Source organism: Pseudomonas sp. JZ134 (genome assembly GCF_051027695.1).
GTDB lineage: Bacteria > Pseudomonadota > Gammaproteobacteria > Pseudomonadales > Pseudomonadaceae > Chryseomonas > Chryseomonas luteola.
This window is the reverse complement of sequence record NZ_CP069250.1, coordinates 3,294,059-3,311,639: the sequence shown is the minus strand read 5'-3', so window position 1 is coordinate 3,311,639 and position 17,581 is coordinate 3,294,059. Positions and strand designations below refer to the sequence as shown.

Genomic DNA, 17,581 nt, shown 5'->3' with positions numbered 1-17,581 from the left:
AGGGCACAGCATCATGCTCAGTTAGCTTCGACCGCACGCAGCACCACGAATTTCGGGGTGGCAGCAACCTGTTCGACGCGCTTGAACAGCCGCTTGAGCTTGAGGTGATAACCGAGGTGGCGATTACCGACGATCCAGAGTTCACCCTGGCGGTCGAGAGCAGCACGCGCCTGTTGAAACATCCGCCAGGCCAGGAAGTCCCCCACCACCTGTTGCTGGTGAAACGGTGGGTTACACAGGACTACATCCAACGAGCGAGCCGGTTGGCTGGCCAGCCCATCATCGGCGCGCAACGTGACGGGACGATCACCCAGGGCGGCACGCCAGTTTTCATGTGCCGACTGGATAGCCATATAGGACTCATCTACCAGCGTGTACTGCGCTTGGGGATTGGTCAGTGCACTGGTGATGGCCAATACGCCATTGCCGCAGCCCAAGTCGGCCACGCGTGCATTGCCCAAGTCAGTAGGCAGATGTGGAAGAAAGGCGCGTGTCCCGATATCGAGCCCTTCTCGGCAGAACACGTTGGCGTGATTGATCAGTGTCAGCGCTGGGTCGTCCAGTCGGTAGCGGGTCGGGTAGGGTGAGGCTATCCGCTCCCTGGGTTCGGGGGTGGCAAACAGCAGGCGCGCCTTCTTGACTGCCAGCGATGCCTGGACACTGCCGATATGACGCTCCAGCAGATCTCCTGCCGCACGCGGCAGATGCTTGATCATGGCTGCTGCGATGACTCGCGCACCCGGTGCCAGCTGATCATGCAGGCGAATCAGCTGCTCCTCCAGCAAGGCCAGGGTTTTTGGAATACGGATCAGCACCAGGTCAAAGGGGCCTTTAACCGGCTCGCTGGATGGCACGAATAGCACCCGACCATCACGTCCGTTGCGCTGCAGGTTATCGTTAAGCGCGAGGGCTGCAAGGTGGGAATCTCCACTGTAAACAACGTGACCCTGATCAGCCAGGCTTGCTGCCAGGGCGCCGAAGCTATCGTTTAACACCAGAATTCGGGCGTTGTCTGGCAGGCCCTGTTCGGCCAGATGATTAAGCAGGTATTCATCCGCCGCATCGAAAGCCTGTAACGGATCGTCCCGGCGGGGTGGCTGGCGGTGCAGGTCAAGCTGGGCAAAGGGTGTGGACAGTAGAACCATGGCAGAAGATCGGAGCTGACGACAAAGGCGTCAGTGTAGGGGAGCGGCATTGCTTATGCTGCTCTTTTCTCTGGATGCCGGCTGAACGCGCCGGGCGTCTGGCGGGTCGAACAGACGTTTTGCGGGCTCAGGATGACAGGTCAGCCCGCGTTTACCACCCCTCAGGAGGCATCATGGTGGCTAACCCATTCGATTTGTCAGGCAAGGTCGCGATCATCACCGGGTGTGATGCCGGATTGGGAAGGAGCATGTGTGTAGCTCTGGCCAGTGCCGGTTGCGATATTGTTGGGATCAGCCGGCGCGAACCCCATGACACCCAGGGTGAGGTAGAGGCCAAGGGCCGACGATTCGTGAGCATCCGGGCAGATCTCAGCGCCACGGATGCGGTGCCCTTTATTGTGGATGAGGCGCTACAGGCTTTTGGTCGTATCGATATCCTGGTCAACAATGCCGGAACGATCCGGCGTGAGGATGCACTGAATTTCACCGAAAAAGATTGGGATGATGTCATGGGCGTCAACCTCAAGACGGTGTTCTTTCTTTCTCAAGCCGTGGCGCGTCAATTCATAGCGCAGCAGGACGGCGGCAAAATCATCAATATCGCTTCGATGCTGTCTTTCCAGGGCGGCATCCGTGTCCCATCCTACACAGCCTCCAAGAGTGGCGTGATGGGGCTGACCAAGGCGCTGGCCAACGAGTGGGCCAAGCACGGTATCAACGTCAATGGCATTGCGCCCGGCTATATGGTAACGAACAACACGGCAGCCTTGCGTGCCGATGAGCAGCGCAACGCAGAAATCCTGGGGCGCATTCCGGCAGGTCGCTGGGGCGAGCCAATCGACCTGGCAGGGCCTGTGGTGTTTCTGGCGTCGTCTGCCTCGGATTATGTCCACGGTCATACTCTGGCCGTGGACGGTGGTTGGCTGGCGCGTTAGTCCGGCCGGTTATACCTACAGTTTGTCCGTTGAAAACCAGTGCCGGGCTTGTTTTCATGACAGCCTGATATCGGCCCGGAAAACGAGGTAGCCCAGCATGACCGCCAGTGACGAGAAATACACCCGCCAGACCATCACGGAGGTGTGGCCCTGGGCCGATAACCTGTTCAGCCTGCGTACGACGCGTGATCCGCGCTTTCGCTTCAGTGCCGGCCAGTTTGCCCGCCTGGGTGTCGAAAAGGCAGACGGCGAAATCGTCTGGCGTGCCTATTCAATGGTCTCCGCGCCTCATGACGAATTTCTGGAGTTCTTTTCCATCGTCGTGCCTGGCGGAGCCTTTACCAGCGAGCTGAGTCGCCTTAAGCCGGGTGATACGTTGCTGGTGGAAAAGCAGCCCTATGGGTATCTCACCCTGGAGCGCTTTACCGGCGGACGCGATTTATGGCTGTTATCCACCGGTACGGGATTGGCACCGTTTCTGTCCATGCTTCAGGAGCCGGATATCTGGCAGCGGTATGAGCGTATCGTGCTGGTGTATAGCGTCCGGGAAGCAAAGGACCTGGCCTATCAGGAAATGATTAAGGGGCTGGCGGAGCTGGAGTACCTGGAAGGGGTTGCACAGAAGCTGATCTATATTCCTGTTGTAACCCGTGAGGATCATCCCGGCGCGCTGAGGGGGCGAATCACGACCCTGATCGAAAACGGTGAGCTGGAGAAGGCCGCAGGGCTTGAGCTTTCAACAGAGCACTCCCGCATCCTGATCTGTGGTAATCCTGAAATGGTGGATGACACGCGAGCCGTGCTCAAGGCACGTGATTTCCTGCTGGCCCTGACGCGCCGGCCTGGACAGGTCGCGGTAGAAAATTACTGGTAAAAGATGCGGATGGGGCCCGCAAGGGCCCTATTTGTAGCGAACAGTCACGAAGAGGTCGGAGGGTCATTACGTGTGACGGTGGCCTCAGGCTTCTGGCTTTGTTCCTTGAGCAGGTCGCGAATTTCAGTCAGCAGTACTTGATCCTTGGTAGGGCCGGCCGCTGCCTTCTTTTCCTCATGCAGGCGCAGTCGATTCAAAACCTTGATGGCGCTGAAAATGGCGAATGCAATGATGATGAAGTCGAAGATCGATTGCAGGAACTTGCCGTAAGATAGCAGCACTGCCGGTTTATCGCCTTGGGCAGCCTGCAGCGTAATGGCGAGGTGCGAAAAGTCCACGCCACCCAAAAGAATCCCGAGAGGCGGGGTGATCACATCGGCAACGAATGACGACACGATCTTGCCGAAAGCGCCGCCAATGATGATACCAACAGCCAGATCGACGACGTTGCCCCTCATGGCGAACGATTTGAATTCGCTGAAAAAGCTCATAAGCACTCCTTTTGCGGTGGAATGGTAGTGACGCCATCGCTAACGTCTCGGGCACTTTGAACCGCAAAAGCGTCTGGTTGTTTCGAAATGCTTCCTGAAAAAGTGTGCTGCCTCTCGTTGCTGCACTTTGCCGAACGGCTGCGGTCCACCATATGGATGGGCTGAAAGGCTCAAGATATTCAACCTGCCTCAGGAGGTCACACATGGTTGCCGAGCACAACTTGCACAAGGATTTTCCAGACAAGGTTCAGAAGTTTGAAGAGCTGCGCCAGAACAATCCAGAATTTGCCAAGCTGATCGAGCAATACGATGCGCTGGATCAGGAGATCCTGGAAATCGAAGGGATGGTCGAGAACAGTGGCGATGAGGAGTTGAATCGATGCCGACGAGAACGCGTCGTGATCAAGGACAAGATCGCACGCGAGCTGCAAGGTAGCTGATCAGCTCTAGGCCGCTGCCCCTGCGTAGCGGCCATAACTTAAAACGCTTGGCTTGGGTATTGATTCTGCTAATAGCGGAACAAAAGGTATTCAATTTAGCGAAGCGGTCCGGGTTCCTTACTCTTTACGTGCTTGGAACAGAGCACTTAAAAAAGAGAGGAACCCAACAATGTCCATTCGGACCTTTTCCGGATATGCCCTGAATCTGCTTGCAGCGGGCATCCTGTCTGCCACAGTCGCTTCGGCGGCCTATGCAGGTACCCTGACGCGTGACAACGGTGCGCCAGTCGGAGACAACCAGAACTCCCAGACCGCTGGAGCCACAGGCCCGACGCTCCTGCAGGACGTGCAACTGGTACAAAAGCTTCAGCGCTTTGACCGTGAGCGTATTCCAGAGCGTGTCGTTCACGCGCGTGGCGCGGGTGCCCACGGAGAGTTCGTCGCCTCGGCCGACGTTTCTGACCTGACCAAGGCCAAGGTTTTCCGCCCAGGCGAGAAAACGCCGGTCTTCGTACGTTTCTCTGCGGTGATCCATGGTAATCACTCACCGGAAACCCTGCGCGACCCGCGCGGCTTTGCCACCAAGTTCTACACTGCTGACGGCAACTGGGATCTGGTAGGCAACAACTTCCCAACGTTCTTCATCCGTGACGCCATCAAGTTCCCGGACATGGTTCATGCGTTCAAGCCTGACCCACGTACCAACCTGGATGACCCGCGTCGTACGTTCGACTTCTTCTCTCACATTCCGGAAGCGACCCGTACCCTGACCGAGCTGTACTCCAATGAAGGTACACCGGCCAGCTACCGCACCATGGATGGCAATGGCGTACATGCCTACAAGTTCGTCAATGCCAAGGGTGAAGTTCACTATGTGAAGTTCCATTGGAAGAGCTTGCAGTCCGGCAAGAAGAACCTGGATCCGAAGGAAGTGGCCGAAGTTCAGAGCAAGGACTACAGCCATCTGACCCGTGATCTGGCCAACGCCATCGACAAGGGCGACTACCCGAAGTGGGACCTGTACGTTCAGGTGCTCAACCCGGAAGATCTGCCCAAGTTCGACTTTGACCCGCTGGATGCCACCAAGATCTGGCCGGGCGTGCCCGAGCGCAAGATTGGTCAGATGGTCCTGAACAAGAACCCGGACAACTTCTTCCAAGAAACCGAGCAGGTTGCCATGGCGCCTGCCAACGTTGTGCCTGGCATTGAGCCCTCCGAGGATCGTCTGCTTCAGGGGCGTGTGTTCTCCTACGCCGATACGCAGCTCTATCGCGTTGGCACCAATGGTCTGCAGTTGCCGATCAACAAGCCTCACGTAGAGGTGAACAACGGCAACCAGGACGGAGCGATGAACATCGGCCACACGGCGACCTCCGTGAACTACCAGCCGAGCCGCCTGCAGCCGCGTGAGGAAGACACTTCCGCACGTTACAGCCAGCTGCCGCTGTCCGGTACGACCCAGCAGGCCAAGATCCAGCGCGAGCAGAACTTCAAGCAGGCGGGTGATCTGTATCGCTCCTACAGCAAGAAGGAGCGTCAGGACCTGATCGAAAGCCTGGGCGGTGATCTGCGTATTGTGGATGACGAAAGCAAAAACATGATGCTGGCGTACTTCTACAAGGCTGATGCGGAATATGGCGAAGGCTTGACCAAGGTGGCCAAAGGCGACCTCAAGCGCGTCAAGGAAGTGGCCGCGACCCTCAAGGACTGATGTCCTCCGGGCAGGCTAATCCTGCCCGTGCTCCCTTGTCGGCTTGCCTGCCTGGATAGGCAAGCCCGACAAATTGCCTGGCGAGTGTTCATGCCAGCCGGGTAACCATAGACAGTGCACAAGCCAGATCATGCCCAATGCCGCTCGCGCACGGGCAGCCCTGACCGCGAGAAAACACGCTATGCGCTTATTTTTTCTTGGCATTACGATGCTTTCCCTCACCAGCACATTGGCATTGGCTGATCCGCCACCTGAGGCGTCGGTAGCCGAGCCGGCTGCAGTCGAGGCGAAAACACCTGATCAGCCCTCACCCGATGCGGTAAAGGCACAGCTCAAAAGCTATTTCTTCGATGCGGCCCGTGATGGCCGTCAGGAGATGCTGGAAGAGTTCATCAAGGCTCATTATGACCTCAATATCCAGGATGAAAAAGGCTACACCGCCTTGATCCTGGCGGCCTACCATGGCCACAAGGAAGCCGTCGAGCAGCTGCTGGCTGCAGGTGCAGACCCCTGCATACAGGACAACCGAGGCAATACTGCATTGATGGGCGCCATCTTCAAAGGGGAGATTACCATTGCCCACCGCCTGGTTCAGGCCAAGTGTAACCCTGACCAGCGTAACAATGCCGGCCAGACGGCCGCCATGTACGCTGCGCTTTTTCAACGCAAGAGTGTGCTGGACGATCTGGCGGCCAAGGGCGCAGACCTTAATGCCAGGGATGCGATGGGCAACGATGTCGAAAAGCTCAAGCGCGGTGAATTCAGCCAGCCCCCGACCCGTTGACCCTAGCGCTGCAACAGATCTTGGACTGGAAACGCGAATCGAGTTAACTGTAAATTCATACAGTGGTGTATAATCAGGCTTTGTTTTCAGGAGCCTGGAATGGCCAAAGCCAAGCGCATGTACGGCTGCACAGAGTGCGGCGCAACGTTTCCCAAATGGGCAGGGCAGTGTGGCGAGTGCGGCGCCTGGAACACGCTTGTCGAAACGGTTGTTGAGTCAGCGCCCGGTGCCTCCGGCCGTGGCGGCTGGGCGGGCCAGCAGGCCGTGCTCAAGACATTGGCCGAGGTCAGCGTTGAGGAAACTCCACGCTTCACTACAGACTCCACAGAGTTGGACCGCGTATTAGGTGGTGGCTTGGTCGATGGGTCGGTTGTGCTGATCGGCGGTGATCCAGGCATTGGTAAATCCACCATTTTGCTACAGACGCTTTGCCGCATTGCCGAGCGTATGCCAGCACTTTATGTGACAGGCGAAGAGTCCCAGCAACAGGTGGCCATGCGGGCCCGTCGCCTTGGGCTGCCGGAAGACAAACTCAAGGTCATGACCGAGACGAGCATCGAGAGCATCATTGCCACGGCACGTCAGGAAAAGCCGCGGGTCATGGTAGTGGACTCCATCCAGACCATTTTTACTGAGCATCTTCAATCCGCACCGGGTGGCGTTGCCCAGGTGCGTGAAAGCGCGGCACTTCTGGTGCGTTTTGCCAAACAGACCGGAACGGCTGTGTTTTTGGTCGGACATGTGACGAAGGAAGGTGCCCTGGCGGGTCCGCGCGTGCTTGAGCACATGGTGGACACCGTTCTGTATTTCGAGGGCGAATCGGATGGCCGTCTGCGTTTGCTTAGGGCAGTGAAAAACCGCTTCGGTGCTGTAAATGAGCTGGGTGTTTTCGGAATGACCGATAAAGGCCTGAAGGAAGTATCCAACCCGTCGGCCATTTTTCTGACCCGTGCACAAGAGGCCGTGCCAGGCAGTGTGGTCATGGCTACCTGGGAAGGCTCCCGACCGATGCTGGTTGAGGTGCAGGCCCTGGTCGATACCAGTCACTTGGCCAACCCGCGTCGGGTGACGGTCGGTCTCGATCAGAACCGTCTGGCCATGCTATTGGCCGTACTGCACCGCCATGGCGGCATTCCCACCTATGACCAGGACGTGTTTATAAACGTCGTTGGCGGTGTGAAGGTGTTGGAAACAGCTGTGGACCTGGCCTTGATGGCAGCGGTTATCTCCAGCCTACGTGACCGCCCCTTGCCCCACGACCTGCTGGTCTTTGGCGAGATCGGTCTTTCGGGTGAGATTCGTCCAGTGCCCAGTGGACAGGAGCGCTTGAAGGAAGCCGCCAAGCATGGCTTCAAGCGCGCCATCGTACCTAAAGGCAATGCGCCCAAGGAGGCACCCGCTGGTCTTGAAGTGGTCGCAGTGACCCGTCTTGACCAGGCGCTGGATGCCTTATTCGAGTAAGCCGCCTGGGTCAGTCCTTGCCAAGGGCCGCCAGTTCGCGCTCAAGCAGGGACTGGTCGCCCAGGTTGAGCTCGACCAGACGGCGCAGGTGGCTGATGGAGTCGAGATCGATCTGCTGGCAGGCAAAGCCCAGCTGTTCGGCTTCTAGCCGTACCAGTTCGGCGCTCATCTCGACCTGTGTTTCCGCGTCCAGTGTAATGACGATCTGGAAGGGCACCTCCTGACGGCCGCTCCAGTCGTCAGGCTTTTGTGTCAGTAATCCCTTCAGGGAAATGTCGTTGACCAGCGCTGTCCAGTGCTGTTCGCCCTGTTGAATCCGCGCCGTGGCGTCAAACGCGAAGCGCTTGAAACGCCGACGTTCGGTTGAATCAGTCATGTCGCTACTCCTGAATGCGATAGAGGTGACTTCACCTCATTCTATCGGCCCAAGGCGCGGCGTCTAAAGTATTGCCGCTTAGCGTTACAGCTTAGTCAACGAACGGCAGGTTGTTCGACAAAAGGTCCGGGCTTGGTCTGCTGATGCAAGCGGGTGTCGGCATGACTATCCGGCATCTGCCTTCTGCGGTATGAATATTCAAATGGCCACTACAAACCAAACGCTCTAGACCAAGGTCTGATGGCGAAATTGCCAGCTTGAACTAAGCTTGAGCGGCAGCTTCTTTGTCCGTTTGTCATGGAGCCTTTATGAATAATAACAAGAGTGTATTCCGCCACGTGCCCTGGGCCGTGGTCGCGGCTGTAGGGGCTTGCGCCTTGGGAGTGGTGGCCTTGCGCCGTGGAGAGACGATCAATGCGTTATGGATCGTCGTTGCAGCCGTCGCGCTCTATCTCGTTGCCTATCGCTATTACAGCCTGTTCATCGCTACCAAAGTCATGCAGCTGGACCCGAACCGGGCAACACCGGCTGTTCTCAATAACGATGGTCTGGACTACGTACCGACCAACAAGCACATCCTGTTCGGTCACCATTTCGCTGCCATTGCAGGCGCAGGCCCGCTGGTCGGCCCGGTACTTGCCGCGCAAATGGGCTACCTACCCGGCACACTCTGGCTGATTGCCGGCGTGGTCTTTGCCGGTGCGGTCCAGGACTTCATGGTGTTGTTCATCTCCACCCGCCGTAACGGCCGCTCGCTGGGCGAGATGGTTCGTGAGGAAATGGGGCAGATCCCGGGAACCATTGCCTTGTTTGGCTGCTTCCTGATCATGATCATTATCCTGGCGGTGCTGGCCCTGATTGTGGTGAAAGCGCTGGCCCACAGCCCATGGGGGATGTTTACCGTTCTGGCAACGCTGCCCATCGCGGTATTCATGGGCGTTTACATGCGTTATATCCGCCCGGGCCATATCGGTGAGATTTCTGTGGTCGGCCTGGTATTGCTTCTGGCCGCCATCTGGTTTGGTGGCGTGATTGCGGCTGATCCGGTATGGGGGCCGCGGCTCACCTTTACGGGTGAACAGATTACCTGGATGCTGATCGGCTATGGCTTCGTGGCTTCCGTGCTGCCCGTCTGGCTGCTGTTGGCGCCCCGTGATTATCTGTCGACCTTCCTCAAGATCGGCACCATCATCGCGCTGGCTATCGGTATTCTCTTCATTGCACCTGAGCTGAAGATGCCGGCTGTTACCCAGTTTGTGGATGGTACCGGCCCGGTCTGGAAGGGTAGCCTGTTCCCGTTCCTCTTTATCACTATCGCCTGTGGCGCTGTTTCCGGTTTCCACGCGCTGATCTCGTCAGGCACCACGCCCAAACTGCTCAGCCGTGAGACAGATGCCCGTTATATTGGGTATGGCGCCATGCTGATGGAATCCTTTGTGGCGATCATGGCCATGGTGGCAGCATCGGTCATCGAGCCGGGCGTCTACTTTGCCATGAACAGTCCGGCGGCCATTGTGGGCGCCGATGCCGCAAGCGTTGCTGCCACGATCAGCTCCTGGGGCTTTGCGGTAACACCCGAGATCCTGACCCAGACCGCACAGGACATTGGCGAAACCACCATCCTGGCGCGGGCCGGCGGTGCTCCAACACTGGCGGTCGGTATCGCGCAGATCCTGCATCAGGTGCTGCCGGGTGAAAACACCATGGCCTTCTGGTACCACTTCGCGATCCTGTTCGAGGCGCTCTTCATCCTGACGGCTGTTGATGCCGGAACCCGTGCGGGTCGCTTCATGCTGCAGGATTTGCTGGGCAATTTCGTACCAGCACTCAAGCGTACCGACTCCTGGATCGCCAATATGATTGGCACAGGTGGCTGCGTTGCGCTCTGGGGATATCTGCTGTACCAAGGCGTTGTCGATCCGCTGGGCGGCATCAATACGCTCTGGCCGCTGTTCGGTATCTCCAACCAGATGCTGGCCGGTGTTGCCTTGATGTTGGGTACGGTCGTGCTGATCAAGATGAAGCGCCAGCGTTACGCCTGGGTAACTGCATTGCCGGCCGTGTGGCTGCTGATCTGCACAACCACGGCCAGTCTGATCAAGCTGTTTGACAGCAACCCGGCGGTTGGCTTCCTGGCTCAGGCGCACAAATACCGCGATGCGCTGGCGGCTGATCAGATTCTGGCGCCAGCCAAGTCGGTTGAGCAGATGCAGCAGATCATGATCAACAGTTATACCAATGCGACTCTGACCGTACTGTTCCTGATCGTAGTCGCCAGCGTGCTGTTCTATACCGTGAAGGTGGGTTATGCCGCTTTGTCCAAGCCTCAGCGCACGGACAAGGAAACGCCTTTCCAACCGCTGACAAATGTCTGATGGGAGCTGCGCATGTTCAATGACCTCGCCAATCTTGGAAAGTACCTGGGGCAGGCGGCTCGCCTCATGGTCGGAATGCCGGATTACGATACCTACGTCGAGCACATGCGCGGCAAACATCCGGACCTGCCTGTCATGACCTACGAAGAGTTCTTTCGTGAGCGGCAGGAAGCGCGTTATGGTGGCGGCAAAGGCAAGACCTTCCGCTGCTGCTAAGCACGTCAAGGTGTGATTCAACCGGGCCAGGCCTTTTAGCCTGGCCCGTTTCATTTAAGGCCGCTTATATGTCTACAACCCCCATCCCTGTAACGGTTTTGACCGGCTTTCTCGGTGCTGGCAAAACAACCCTGCTGCGTTACCTGCTTGAAGGTGATCATGGCCTCAAGATCGCTGTCATCGAAAATGAGTTCAGTGAGGCCGACATTGACGGCGCCTTGCTGGGCGATAAGGCTGTACGCATCGTAAAGGTAGCCAATGGTTGCGTCTGCTGTACCGGCAGTAAAGACTTGTCCTATGCGCTGACGGTATTGCTGGAGCAGCTCGACCAGGGCGAGATCGAATTCGACCGATTGGTGATCGAGTGTACCGGCCTGGCCGATCCAGGCCCGGTTGCTCAGACCTTCTTCATGGATGAGGATCTGCGCGAACGCTATCTGCTGGATGGCATCATTACGCTGGTGGATGCTGTTCATGCCCAGGAGCAGCTATCCAGACCCATTGCCCAGGCCCAGGTGGGCTTTGCGGATCGCCTGTTGGTTAGCAAGCGCGATCTGGTGGATGAGACTGCCTTCACGGCTTTGAGCGAACGTTTGCAACGCATCAATCGAAGGGCGCCGGTTCATGTGGTGGATCATGGTCAGGTTGACCTGAGCGTCCTGTTGGATATCAGAGGGTTCAATCTGAACGATCAGCTGGATCGTCAGATGCTTTTCCGCCCGCTAACGCCGGTGCGTACCCAGAAGCCGGACAACATCACTTCGCTGGCGCTCAAGGCCGAACGTCCGCTCGATATCGACCGCGTCAGTCGCTTCATGGAAGGGGTACTTGAGCGGCACGGCAGTAATCTGCTGCGTTACAAGGGTATTCTGGATATTGCCGGAGAGCCTCGAAAGCTCTTGTTTCAGGGTGTTCAGCGGCTGTACGGCGCTGACTGGGACCGGGAGTGGGAGGAGGGCGAAGTGCGAGAAAGCGTGATCGTCTTCATTGGCATGGAATTGCCGGAGGCCGAGCTGCGCGAAGGTCTCGAGGCGGCACAAGTCTGAGGCATATGAAAAAGCCCGGCATAAGCCGGGCTTTTCGTAAGGCTTGAGCTTACTGACCGTAAACCGGCAACTTGGCGCAGATAGCCTGGACTTTTTCGCGTACGCCATCGATCACGGACTCATCGCCCATGTTATCGAGGATGTCGCAGATCCAGCCGGCCAGCTCACGGCATTCAGCTTCCTTGAAGCCGCGGGTGGTAACGGCCGGAGTACCGATACGCAGGCCCGAGGTCACGAAGGGGGAGCGGGGATCGTTCGGAACGGAGTTCTTGTTTACCGTGATGAATGCACGACCCAGAGCCGCATCGGCATCCTTACCGGTGATGTCCTGCTTGATCAAGGACAGTAGGAACAAGTGGTTCTGAGTACCGCCAGAAACCACATCGAAGCCACGCTGGATAAACACCTCGGCCATGGCCTGGGCATTCTGGATGACCTGCTGCTGGTACTGCTTGAACTCAGGCGCCAGCGCTTCCTTAAAGCATACGGCCTTGGCGGCGATCACATGCATCAGCGGACCACCCTGGGCGCCCGGGAAGACAGCCGAGTTCAGCTTCTTCTCGATTTCCTCATTGGCCTTAGCCAGGATCAGGCCGCCACGAGGACCACGCAGGGTCTTGTGAGTCGTCGTGGTCACGACATCGGCGAACGGAACCGGGTTCGGGTAGATACCTGCGGCAACCAGACCGGCAAAGTGAGCCATGTCGACGAACAGGTAAGCGCCCACCTTGTCCGCGATTTCACGGAAGCGGGCGAAATCCAGTACCTGCGAGTATGCCGAGTAACCGGCCACGATCATCTTCGGCTTGTGCTCAACCGCCAGACGCTCGACTTCATCATAGTCGATCAGGCCGTTTTCATTGATACCGTACTGAACCGCGTTATAAATCTTGCCGGAAGAGCTGACGCTGGCGCCGTGAGTCAGGTGACCACCATGGGCCAGGCTCATGCCGAGGATCGTATCACCAGGCTGCAGCAGCGCCAGGTAAACAGCAGAGTTGGCCTGCGAGCCTGCATGGGGCTGAACGTTGGCGTAGTCGGCACCAAATAGCTGCTTGGCACGGTCAATTGCCAGTTGCTCGACCTTGTCGACGAACTCGCAACCACCGTAATAGCGCTTGTGTGGGTAGCCTTCGGCGTACTTGTTGGTCAGGACAGAGCCCTGGGCTTCCATGACAGCCGGGCTGGTGTAGTTTTCCGAAGCGATCAGTTCGATGTGATCTTCCTGACGCTGGGCTTCCTGCTCCATGGCGGCATACAGATCGGCGTCGAAGCGGGCGAGGGTTAAGTCACGGCTGAACATGGGGTTCCCCTGAAAAGCGGCTGGGCTAAAAGAGGACGCATTCTATCCCAATCCATAGTGGACTGGGTATGAGCACCCGTCATGCAGCGGTCGCATAGCATTCATGGCGGCTACATCAGCCGCAATCGGGCCTCGATCAGCTCGGGTGACAGCGGTTTGTCGAACAGATACCCCTGAACCTCGTCGCATTCATGGTCACGCAGGAATTTGAGCTGCTCTTCATTTTCCACCCCTTCGGCAATGACCGACAGGTTGAGGCTGTGGGCCATGGCAATGATGGCGCGCGCAATCTGGGCATCCTGCTCTCCATGGGGCAAGCCATCCACAAAGCTGCGGTCGATTTTGAGAATGTCGATGGGAAGCTGCTTCAGGTAGTTAAGCGAGGAGTAGCCGGTTCCAAAGTCATCTACCGAAATGCATACACCCAGCTCTTTCAGGCTTTTGAGTGTCATCAGCGCATCATCCACGTTCTGCATGAGAATACTTTCCGTCAGCTCAAGCTCAAGACAGGCGGGGGGTAAGCCCACTTCCTGCAGGATTTGGGCAATATGTTCGCCCAAGCGATTGTCGGCGAACTGTCGGGCCGAGAGATTAACGGACACCTTTGGAATGCGAACCTTTTCATCATGCCAGACGCGCAGCTGGCGGCAGGCTTCCTTGATGACCCAATCCCCAACCTGAATGATCAAACCGGTTTCTTCGAGCACTGGAATGAAATCGACAGGCGAGACGTTGCCGCGGCGCGGATTGCTCCAGCGGAGCAGGGCCTCAAGGCCGGTCAGCTGACCATTGGAGCACCGGTACTGCGGCTGGTAATGCAGGGTAAATTCATTTTGCAGCAAGGCGTGTCGCAGATCGGCTTCAAGCTCGATGCGCTCCAGCGCACGGGCGTTCATTTCCGCCTGGTAGAACTGGAAGTTGTTCTTGCCCACCTCCTTGGCGTGGTACATCGCCGTGTCCGCGTTTTTCATTAGCTGACTGAGCTCACTGCCATCCTGAGGCGATAGCGCGATCCCGATACTGGCGCTGACGAAAAACTCACGATTTTCCAGAATAAATGCTTCGGACAGGCTTTCCAGGATATTTTCGGCCACGCGGATAGCACAGGCCATGGCCTCCTCCCGACTACCTAGGTTGGCCAGCAGCAAGGTGAACTCATCGCCACCCATGCGAGCCACGCTATCCTCCGTTCCTACACAGGCGGTTAGGCGTACAGCTACCTCCTTGAGCATTCGGTCGCCAGCAGCATGCCCCAACGAATCGTTGATCGGCTTGAAACGATCCAAATCTAGGAACATCAGCACAACCCAGTTGGCATGGTGAGCCGCCTGCTCCAATGCAGTGTGGAGGCGATCCTGGAACAGCGTGCGGTTTGGCAGGAGCGTCAGGGCATCGTAATAGGCCAGACGGTGAATATGTCGTTCACTGGCCTTGCGCTCACTGATATCCACGAAGAAACACACGAAGCTGACCAGATCACCTTCATCGTCGCGTACGCCGGTAATGCCGATCCAGGACGGGTAAGGCTCACCATCCTTGCGCTTTTGCCACAGTTCACCTTCCCAGCTGCCCTGTACCGCCATATGGTTCATGATATGAGAAAGCTGGTTAGCTTCCTGAAGGTCTGCACATAGCATGCGCGGTTGCTGGTCGATGACTTCCTCTGGCTCGTAACCGGTCATACGGGTAAACATCTGGTTGACGCGTACGATGTAGCCGGCCGGATCGGTGACCAGAATGGCGGCTGCCGAATGATCGAAAACGGTAGCGGCCATCCGCATGTCTTTTTCCGCGCGTCGCTGGGCAGTGATGTCCCGGCAGATGCCCAGCAGCCCTTCGAAACGACCATGCTTGTCCCATAGCGTTTCCAGACGCATTTCCAGGCTTAACTTGTGCCCGTCGGCGTGGAGGCAGTCCAGGATAATGACCTGACTGGCTTCCTGATCTACCTCCGCCATCAGCTGAGCTGACCTAAGCGATCGACGCAGCTTTTTTATCCAGTCCCGCAGTTTCTTGAGTTGCTGGGAGTGCGTAGCCAGATCATAGGGGTTGAGCTGGTAAAGCGTTTCGAGGTTATAGCCCAGAAGGTTTTCAGCCGAAGGGCTTATGTAGTTGATAGCCAACTGTTGGTCCGTGCTGAAAATGATGTCGCTGATACTTTCCGCCAGCAGGCGATAGCGACGCTCCTGGTCACGCAGCAGATCATTGGCATTGACCATCTCGGTGACATCCAGTGCAAGGCCGATGATCTGGCGCATCTGACCCTGGCTGTCACGTTGGAACGCCTGCTCGCGCAGATCGAACCAGCACCAGTGGCCGTTCTTGTGACGCCAGCGAACCAGGCAATCGTTCACCTGGCCTTCCTGAATGATCTGCCGCATGGTGCGCAGGCGCTCGAATAACTCGTGATCATCCGGATGCAGGAGCGTGGTCAGGTAGTCCGGGCCCAATGCGTCCAGTTCGGCTTCGCTATAGCCAAGCTTGAGGCCCAGCGGATGGTTTTGATAATCAATGGTCTGGGTCTTGAGGTCATAGGTATAAAGCGTGTCCGGCGCCGCTTTGACCAAGTCGGACCAGAAGCGCTCCCGTTCAATCAGCGAGAGTTCGGTGCGTTTGCGCCGTGATACATCCGTTATGCTCAGCGGTACGGCCTCGTATCCCATTTCTGCCGGAGGAAGGTGGACAGAGAACCAGAGATGGCGATCGCCTTGCGGTGTTATGAGGCGGCCTTCCACATCCAGGGTCTGCTGTCCTTCAGCCAGCGCGGCAATCATCTTCATGCGCTTGCCATGGGCGTTGGGTTTGCTATCGCCGATCAGGTTGGCCAGTGCCTGATCAATGGTCGTAATGCCTAGCAGGGTCAGCGCCATCTGATTCATTTCAGTGATGCGAATCAGGCCAAGCAGCTCGTGGCCCCGTGAAGGATTGATCTCAAGCCATTGATAGAACGTCCGGGCACTTGTGATGTGATGTGCTAGCAGGACCTGCTGCAGGCGGGAGAAGTCCAATACACAAATGCCGGTGTTGATGCCTTCGAAAATGCTCTGGTAGCGCTGGCGTGTACTTTCTATCGTCCGGAGCGCCTGCTGCTGCTCGGTGACGTCCCGCAGTATCCAGGCGCACCCGGTAAAGGCTGACGTATGATCTTCCAGTTCCTCCAAGGAACGATTCGAGCCTACGCCGTAGCGGCTGACGGCAAACAGTCTGCGCTGGCCGTCAGGTTGGGATAGCTCGACGATCCAATCCTTGTCGGCCTCTTGCGGAGTTGATAGGTCTAGTGCAGGGAGCAGACCCCTCAAGGTGTGCTGCTCCGCATCTGTCTGTTCGATGCCCAAAAGAAGGGAGGCTTTCCGGTTGAGGTAAAGCAGGCGGCCCTCTTCATAGGTGACCAGTACGCACTCATCTACCGCATTCAGGGCTTGCATCATCAGACGCAGGCTCTGCCGTGACGAGCGTGAGGAAAGATGAAAGCCGGATTGCTCCCGCTGCAGGCAGTACACCAGAAGGGACGCGCATAGAGTCAGCAGCACAAACGTGGCAACTCGCCACAAAAACAGCGTTTTCCAAGACAGGACCGAAGGGCTCAAATGGCTACGGAGCTGCCAGTTGGTGCCATCTAATGTGAGGGCAAAGGTCTGGCTGTCCGAAACGGCAGGCTCCTCAGGCATATCCCTGGCCAACGTGGCGCCGCTTGCCTTGTCTGTAATAGTCCAGATCAGTTCATGGGTGTGGTTTTTCAGCCTTTCCAGCCCTAACCCGGCTTCGCCCGTGATCAGCCACCAGCCCTGATCGCTCTGGCTTTTCTGCCTGAGGAGCACATAGCTACCGTCGTGAGGCGTATAGCCGTAATAAAACGGTCTCGCCTCCAAACGTCGTAGGGCAGGGCTCAGGTAGTTTGGGTCGACTGCTGACGGAAATAAGGACGGGTCTTCAAGCGCGCCGGCTGGAACCCAATAGAGGTGGTTGGCCTTGGGATAGATAGCCTGCAACTGTGCCGGTAGCGCCTCGATGCCTGTCTCCGGCGTTACGTCATCAAGCTCTGCCGCCGCTTGGTGAGCAAGAAACGCAAGGGCTTGCTCGATATATTCGGCCTTTTGCAGGCTCTGCTCCCGAGCGAAGCTGCCCAGCATGGCACTTCGCTGATTCAGCTCCTTATGGAGTTGCCAGGACAATACACCCAGCAATAACAGAATCAGCCCAGCCAGCACCCACTTCAACATACGGAGTGCAGGAGAGCGCGTCAGCAGGTTTTGTAAGGGTAGGCCGGCAGAAGCTTTCACATCGGTTTTCCAAAAGAGTGCAGTTACAAGCGGCAACCGCACACGCTATAGACAGTCCTGTCACTGGGTGAGGCGCTCATGGAAGGTATCGTCATCATCCTGTCCACCATTACAAAAGAGAATTTGGGATATCCTTTGCGTTAT

At 57.2% G+C, this 17,581-nt stretch carries 14 protein-coding genes; 9 read left to right on the top strand and 5 right to left on the bottom strand.

The window, feature by feature from the left end; all coding sequences use genetic code 11:
* Nucleotides 1-17 precede the first annotated feature (17 nt).
* Complete coding sequence (locus JQR86_RS15415) at nt 18-1,145, bottom strand: methyltransferase (RefSeq protein ID WP_434153843.1); 1,128 nt, start codon at nt 1,143-1,145, stop codon at nt 18-20.
* 173 nt (nt 1,146-1,318) lie between these two features.
* Here JQR86_RS15415 and kduD point away from each other — a divergent pair, with 173 nt between their 5' ends.
* Together kduD and JQR86_RS15405 are read left to right on the top strand one after the other, a co-directional pair.
* The gene (gene kduD / locus JQR86_RS15410) at nt 1,319-2,080 is read left to right on the top strand and encodes a 2-dehydro-3-deoxy-D-gluconate 5-dehydrogenase KduD (protein WP_404625461.1); all 762 of its coding nucleotides are present in this window, start codon (nt 1,319-1,321) and stop codon (nt 2,078-2,080) included.
* A 97-nt stretch (nt 2,081-2,177) separates the two neighbouring features.
* Entirely contained in the window at nt 2,178-2,954 is a 777-nt protein-coding gene (locus JQR86_RS15405; protein WP_312508561.1) for a ferredoxin--NADP reductase, read from the top strand.
* Between the two features lie 44 nt (nt 2,955-2,998).
* Here the strand turns inward: JQR86_RS15405 and mscL are convergent, their stop codons facing one another.
* Nucleotides 2,999-3,445, bottom strand: a complete 447-nt coding sequence (mscL, locus tag JQR86_RS15400; protein WP_010797152.1) for a large-conductance mechanosensitive channel protein MscL — start codon at nt 3,443-3,445, stop codon at nt 2,999-3,001.
* 203 nt (nt 3,446-3,648) lie between these two features.
* Here mscL and JQR86_RS15395 point away from each other — a divergent pair, with 203 nt between their 5' ends.
* The 4 genes from JQR86_RS15395 to radA all read left to right on the top strand — a co-directional run bounded on the left by JQR86_RS15395 (nt 3,649) and on the right by radA (nt 7,841).
* A complete protein-coding gene (locus tag JQR86_RS15395) occupies nt 3,649-3,885 on the top strand; it encodes a YdcH family protein (protein ID WP_010797153.1) in 237 nt (78 codons plus the stop codon).
* A 169-nt stretch (nt 3,886-4,054) separates the two neighbouring features.
* Nucleotides 4,055-5,596 (top strand): catalase, encoded by a 1,542-nt coding sequence (locus JQR86_RS15390; RefSeq protein WP_407362889.1) that lies wholly within the window; start codon nt 4,055-4,057, stop codon nt 5,594-5,596.
* Nucleotides 5,597-5,804: 208 nt separating this feature from the next.
* On the top strand, nt 5,805-6,380 hold the full coding sequence (locus JQR86_RS15385; protein ID WP_407363345.1) for an ankyrin repeat domain-containing protein: 576 nt from the start codon (nt 5,805-5,807) through the stop codon (nt 6,378-6,380).
* Nucleotides 6,381-6,479: 99 nt separating this feature from the next.
* Nucleotides 6,480-7,841, top strand: a complete 1,362-nt coding sequence (gene radA / locus JQR86_RS15380) for a DNA repair protein RadA (RefSeq protein WP_125887188.1) — start codon at nt 6,480-6,482, stop codon at nt 7,839-7,841.
* A gap of 10 nt (nt 7,842-7,851) precedes the next feature.
* On the opposite strand, the gene JQR86_RS15375 is transcribed toward radA, so the two are convergent.
* Nucleotides 7,852-8,217 carry a PilZ domain-containing protein gene (locus tag JQR86_RS15375; RefSeq protein ID WP_010797157.1) on the bottom strand — a complete coding sequence of 122 codons (366 nt, stop codon included), beginning with the start codon at nt 8,215-8,217 and terminating at the stop codon, nt 7,852-7,854.
* A 308-nt stretch (nt 8,218-8,525) separates the two neighbouring features.
* On the opposite strand from JQR86_RS15375, the gene JQR86_RS15370 reads away from it, so the two are divergent.
* The 3 genes from JQR86_RS15370 to yjiA all read left to right on the top strand — a co-directional run bounded on the left by JQR86_RS15370 (nt 8,526) and on the right by yjiA (nt 11,854).
* On the top strand, nt 8,526-10,592 hold the full coding sequence (locus JQR86_RS15370) for a carbon starvation CstA family protein (protein WP_074822916.1): 2,067 nt from the start codon (nt 8,526-8,528) through the stop codon (nt 10,590-10,592).
* Nucleotides 10,593-10,604: 12 nt separating this feature from the next.
* Nucleotides 10,605-10,808: a YbdD/YjiX family protein gene (locus JQR86_RS15365; protein ID WP_010797159.1), complete on the top strand. Its 204-nt coding sequence runs from the start codon at nt 10,605-10,607 to the stop codon at nt 10,806-10,808.
* Nucleotides 10,809-10,876: 68 nt separating this feature from the next.
* Nucleotides 10,877-11,854, top strand: a complete 978-nt coding sequence (gene yjiA, locus JQR86_RS15360) for a GTPase (RefSeq protein WP_010797160.1) — start codon at nt 10,877-10,879, stop codon at nt 11,852-11,854.
* A gap of 49 nt (nt 11,855-11,903) precedes the next feature.
* Here the strand turns inward: yjiA and glyA are convergent, their stop codons facing one another.
* Both glyA and JQR86_RS15350 read right to left on the bottom strand, forming a co-directional pair.
* Nucleotides 11,904-13,157, bottom strand: a complete 1,254-nt coding sequence (gene glyA, locus JQR86_RS15355) for a serine hydroxymethyltransferase (protein ID WP_010797161.1) — start codon at nt 13,155-13,157, stop codon at nt 11,904-11,906.
* Between the two features lie 110 nt (nt 13,158-13,267).
* Nucleotides 13,268-17,437: a sensor domain-containing protein gene (locus JQR86_RS15350; RefSeq protein ID WP_434153842.1), complete on the bottom strand. Its 4,170-nt coding sequence runs from the start codon at nt 17,435-17,437 to the stop codon at nt 13,268-13,270.
* Nucleotides 17,438-17,581 lie beyond the last annotated feature (144 nt).

Coding starts and splice junctions, on each gene's coding strand:
- radA (WP_125887188.1), top strand. CDS start 6,480: ATGGCCAAAGCCAAGCGCATGTACGGCTGCACAGAGTGCGGCGCAACG.
- JQR86_RS15365 (WP_010797159.1), top strand. CDS start 10,605: ATGTTCAATGACCTCGCCAATCTTGGAAAGTACCTGGGGCAGGCGGCT.
- kduD (WP_404625461.1), top strand. CDS start 1,319: ATGGTGGCTAACCCATTCGATTTGTCAGGCAAGGTCGCGATCATCACC.
- mscL (WP_010797152.1), bottom strand. CDS start 3,445: ATGAGCTTTTTCAGCGAATTCAAATCGTTCGCCATGAGGGGCAACGTC.
- yjiA (WP_010797160.1), top strand. CDS start 10,877: ATGTCTACAACCCCCATCCCTGTAACGGTTTTGACCGGCTTTCTCGGT.
- JQR86_RS15370 (WP_074822916.1), top strand. CDS start 8,526: ATGAATAATAACAAGAGTGTATTCCGCCACGTGCCCTGGGCCGTGGTC.
- JQR86_RS15375 (WP_010797157.1), bottom strand. CDS start 8,217: ATGACTGATTCAACCGAACGTCGGCGTTTCAAGCGCTTCGCGTTTGAC.
- JQR86_RS15390 (WP_407362889.1), top strand. CDS start 4,055: ATGTCCATTCGGACCTTTTCCGGATATGCCCTGAATCTGCTTGCAGCG.
- glyA (WP_010797161.1), bottom strand. CDS start 13,157: ATGTTCAGCCGTGACTTAACCCTCGCCCGCTTCGACGCCGATCTGTAT.
- JQR86_RS15405 (WP_312508561.1), top strand. CDS start 2,178: ATGACCGCCAGTGACGAGAAATACACCCGCCAGACCATCACGGAGGTG.
- JQR86_RS15385 (WP_407363345.1), top strand. CDS start 5,805: ATGCTTTCCCTCACCAGCACATTGGCATTGGCTGATCCGCCACCTGAG.
- JQR86_RS15395 (WP_010797153.1), top strand. CDS start 3,649: ATGGTTGCCGAGCACAACTTGCACAAGGATTTTCCAGACAAGGTTCAG.
- JQR86_RS15415 (WP_434153843.1), bottom strand. CDS start 1,145: ATGGTTCTACTGTCCACACCCTTTGCCCAGCTTGACCTGCACCGCCAG.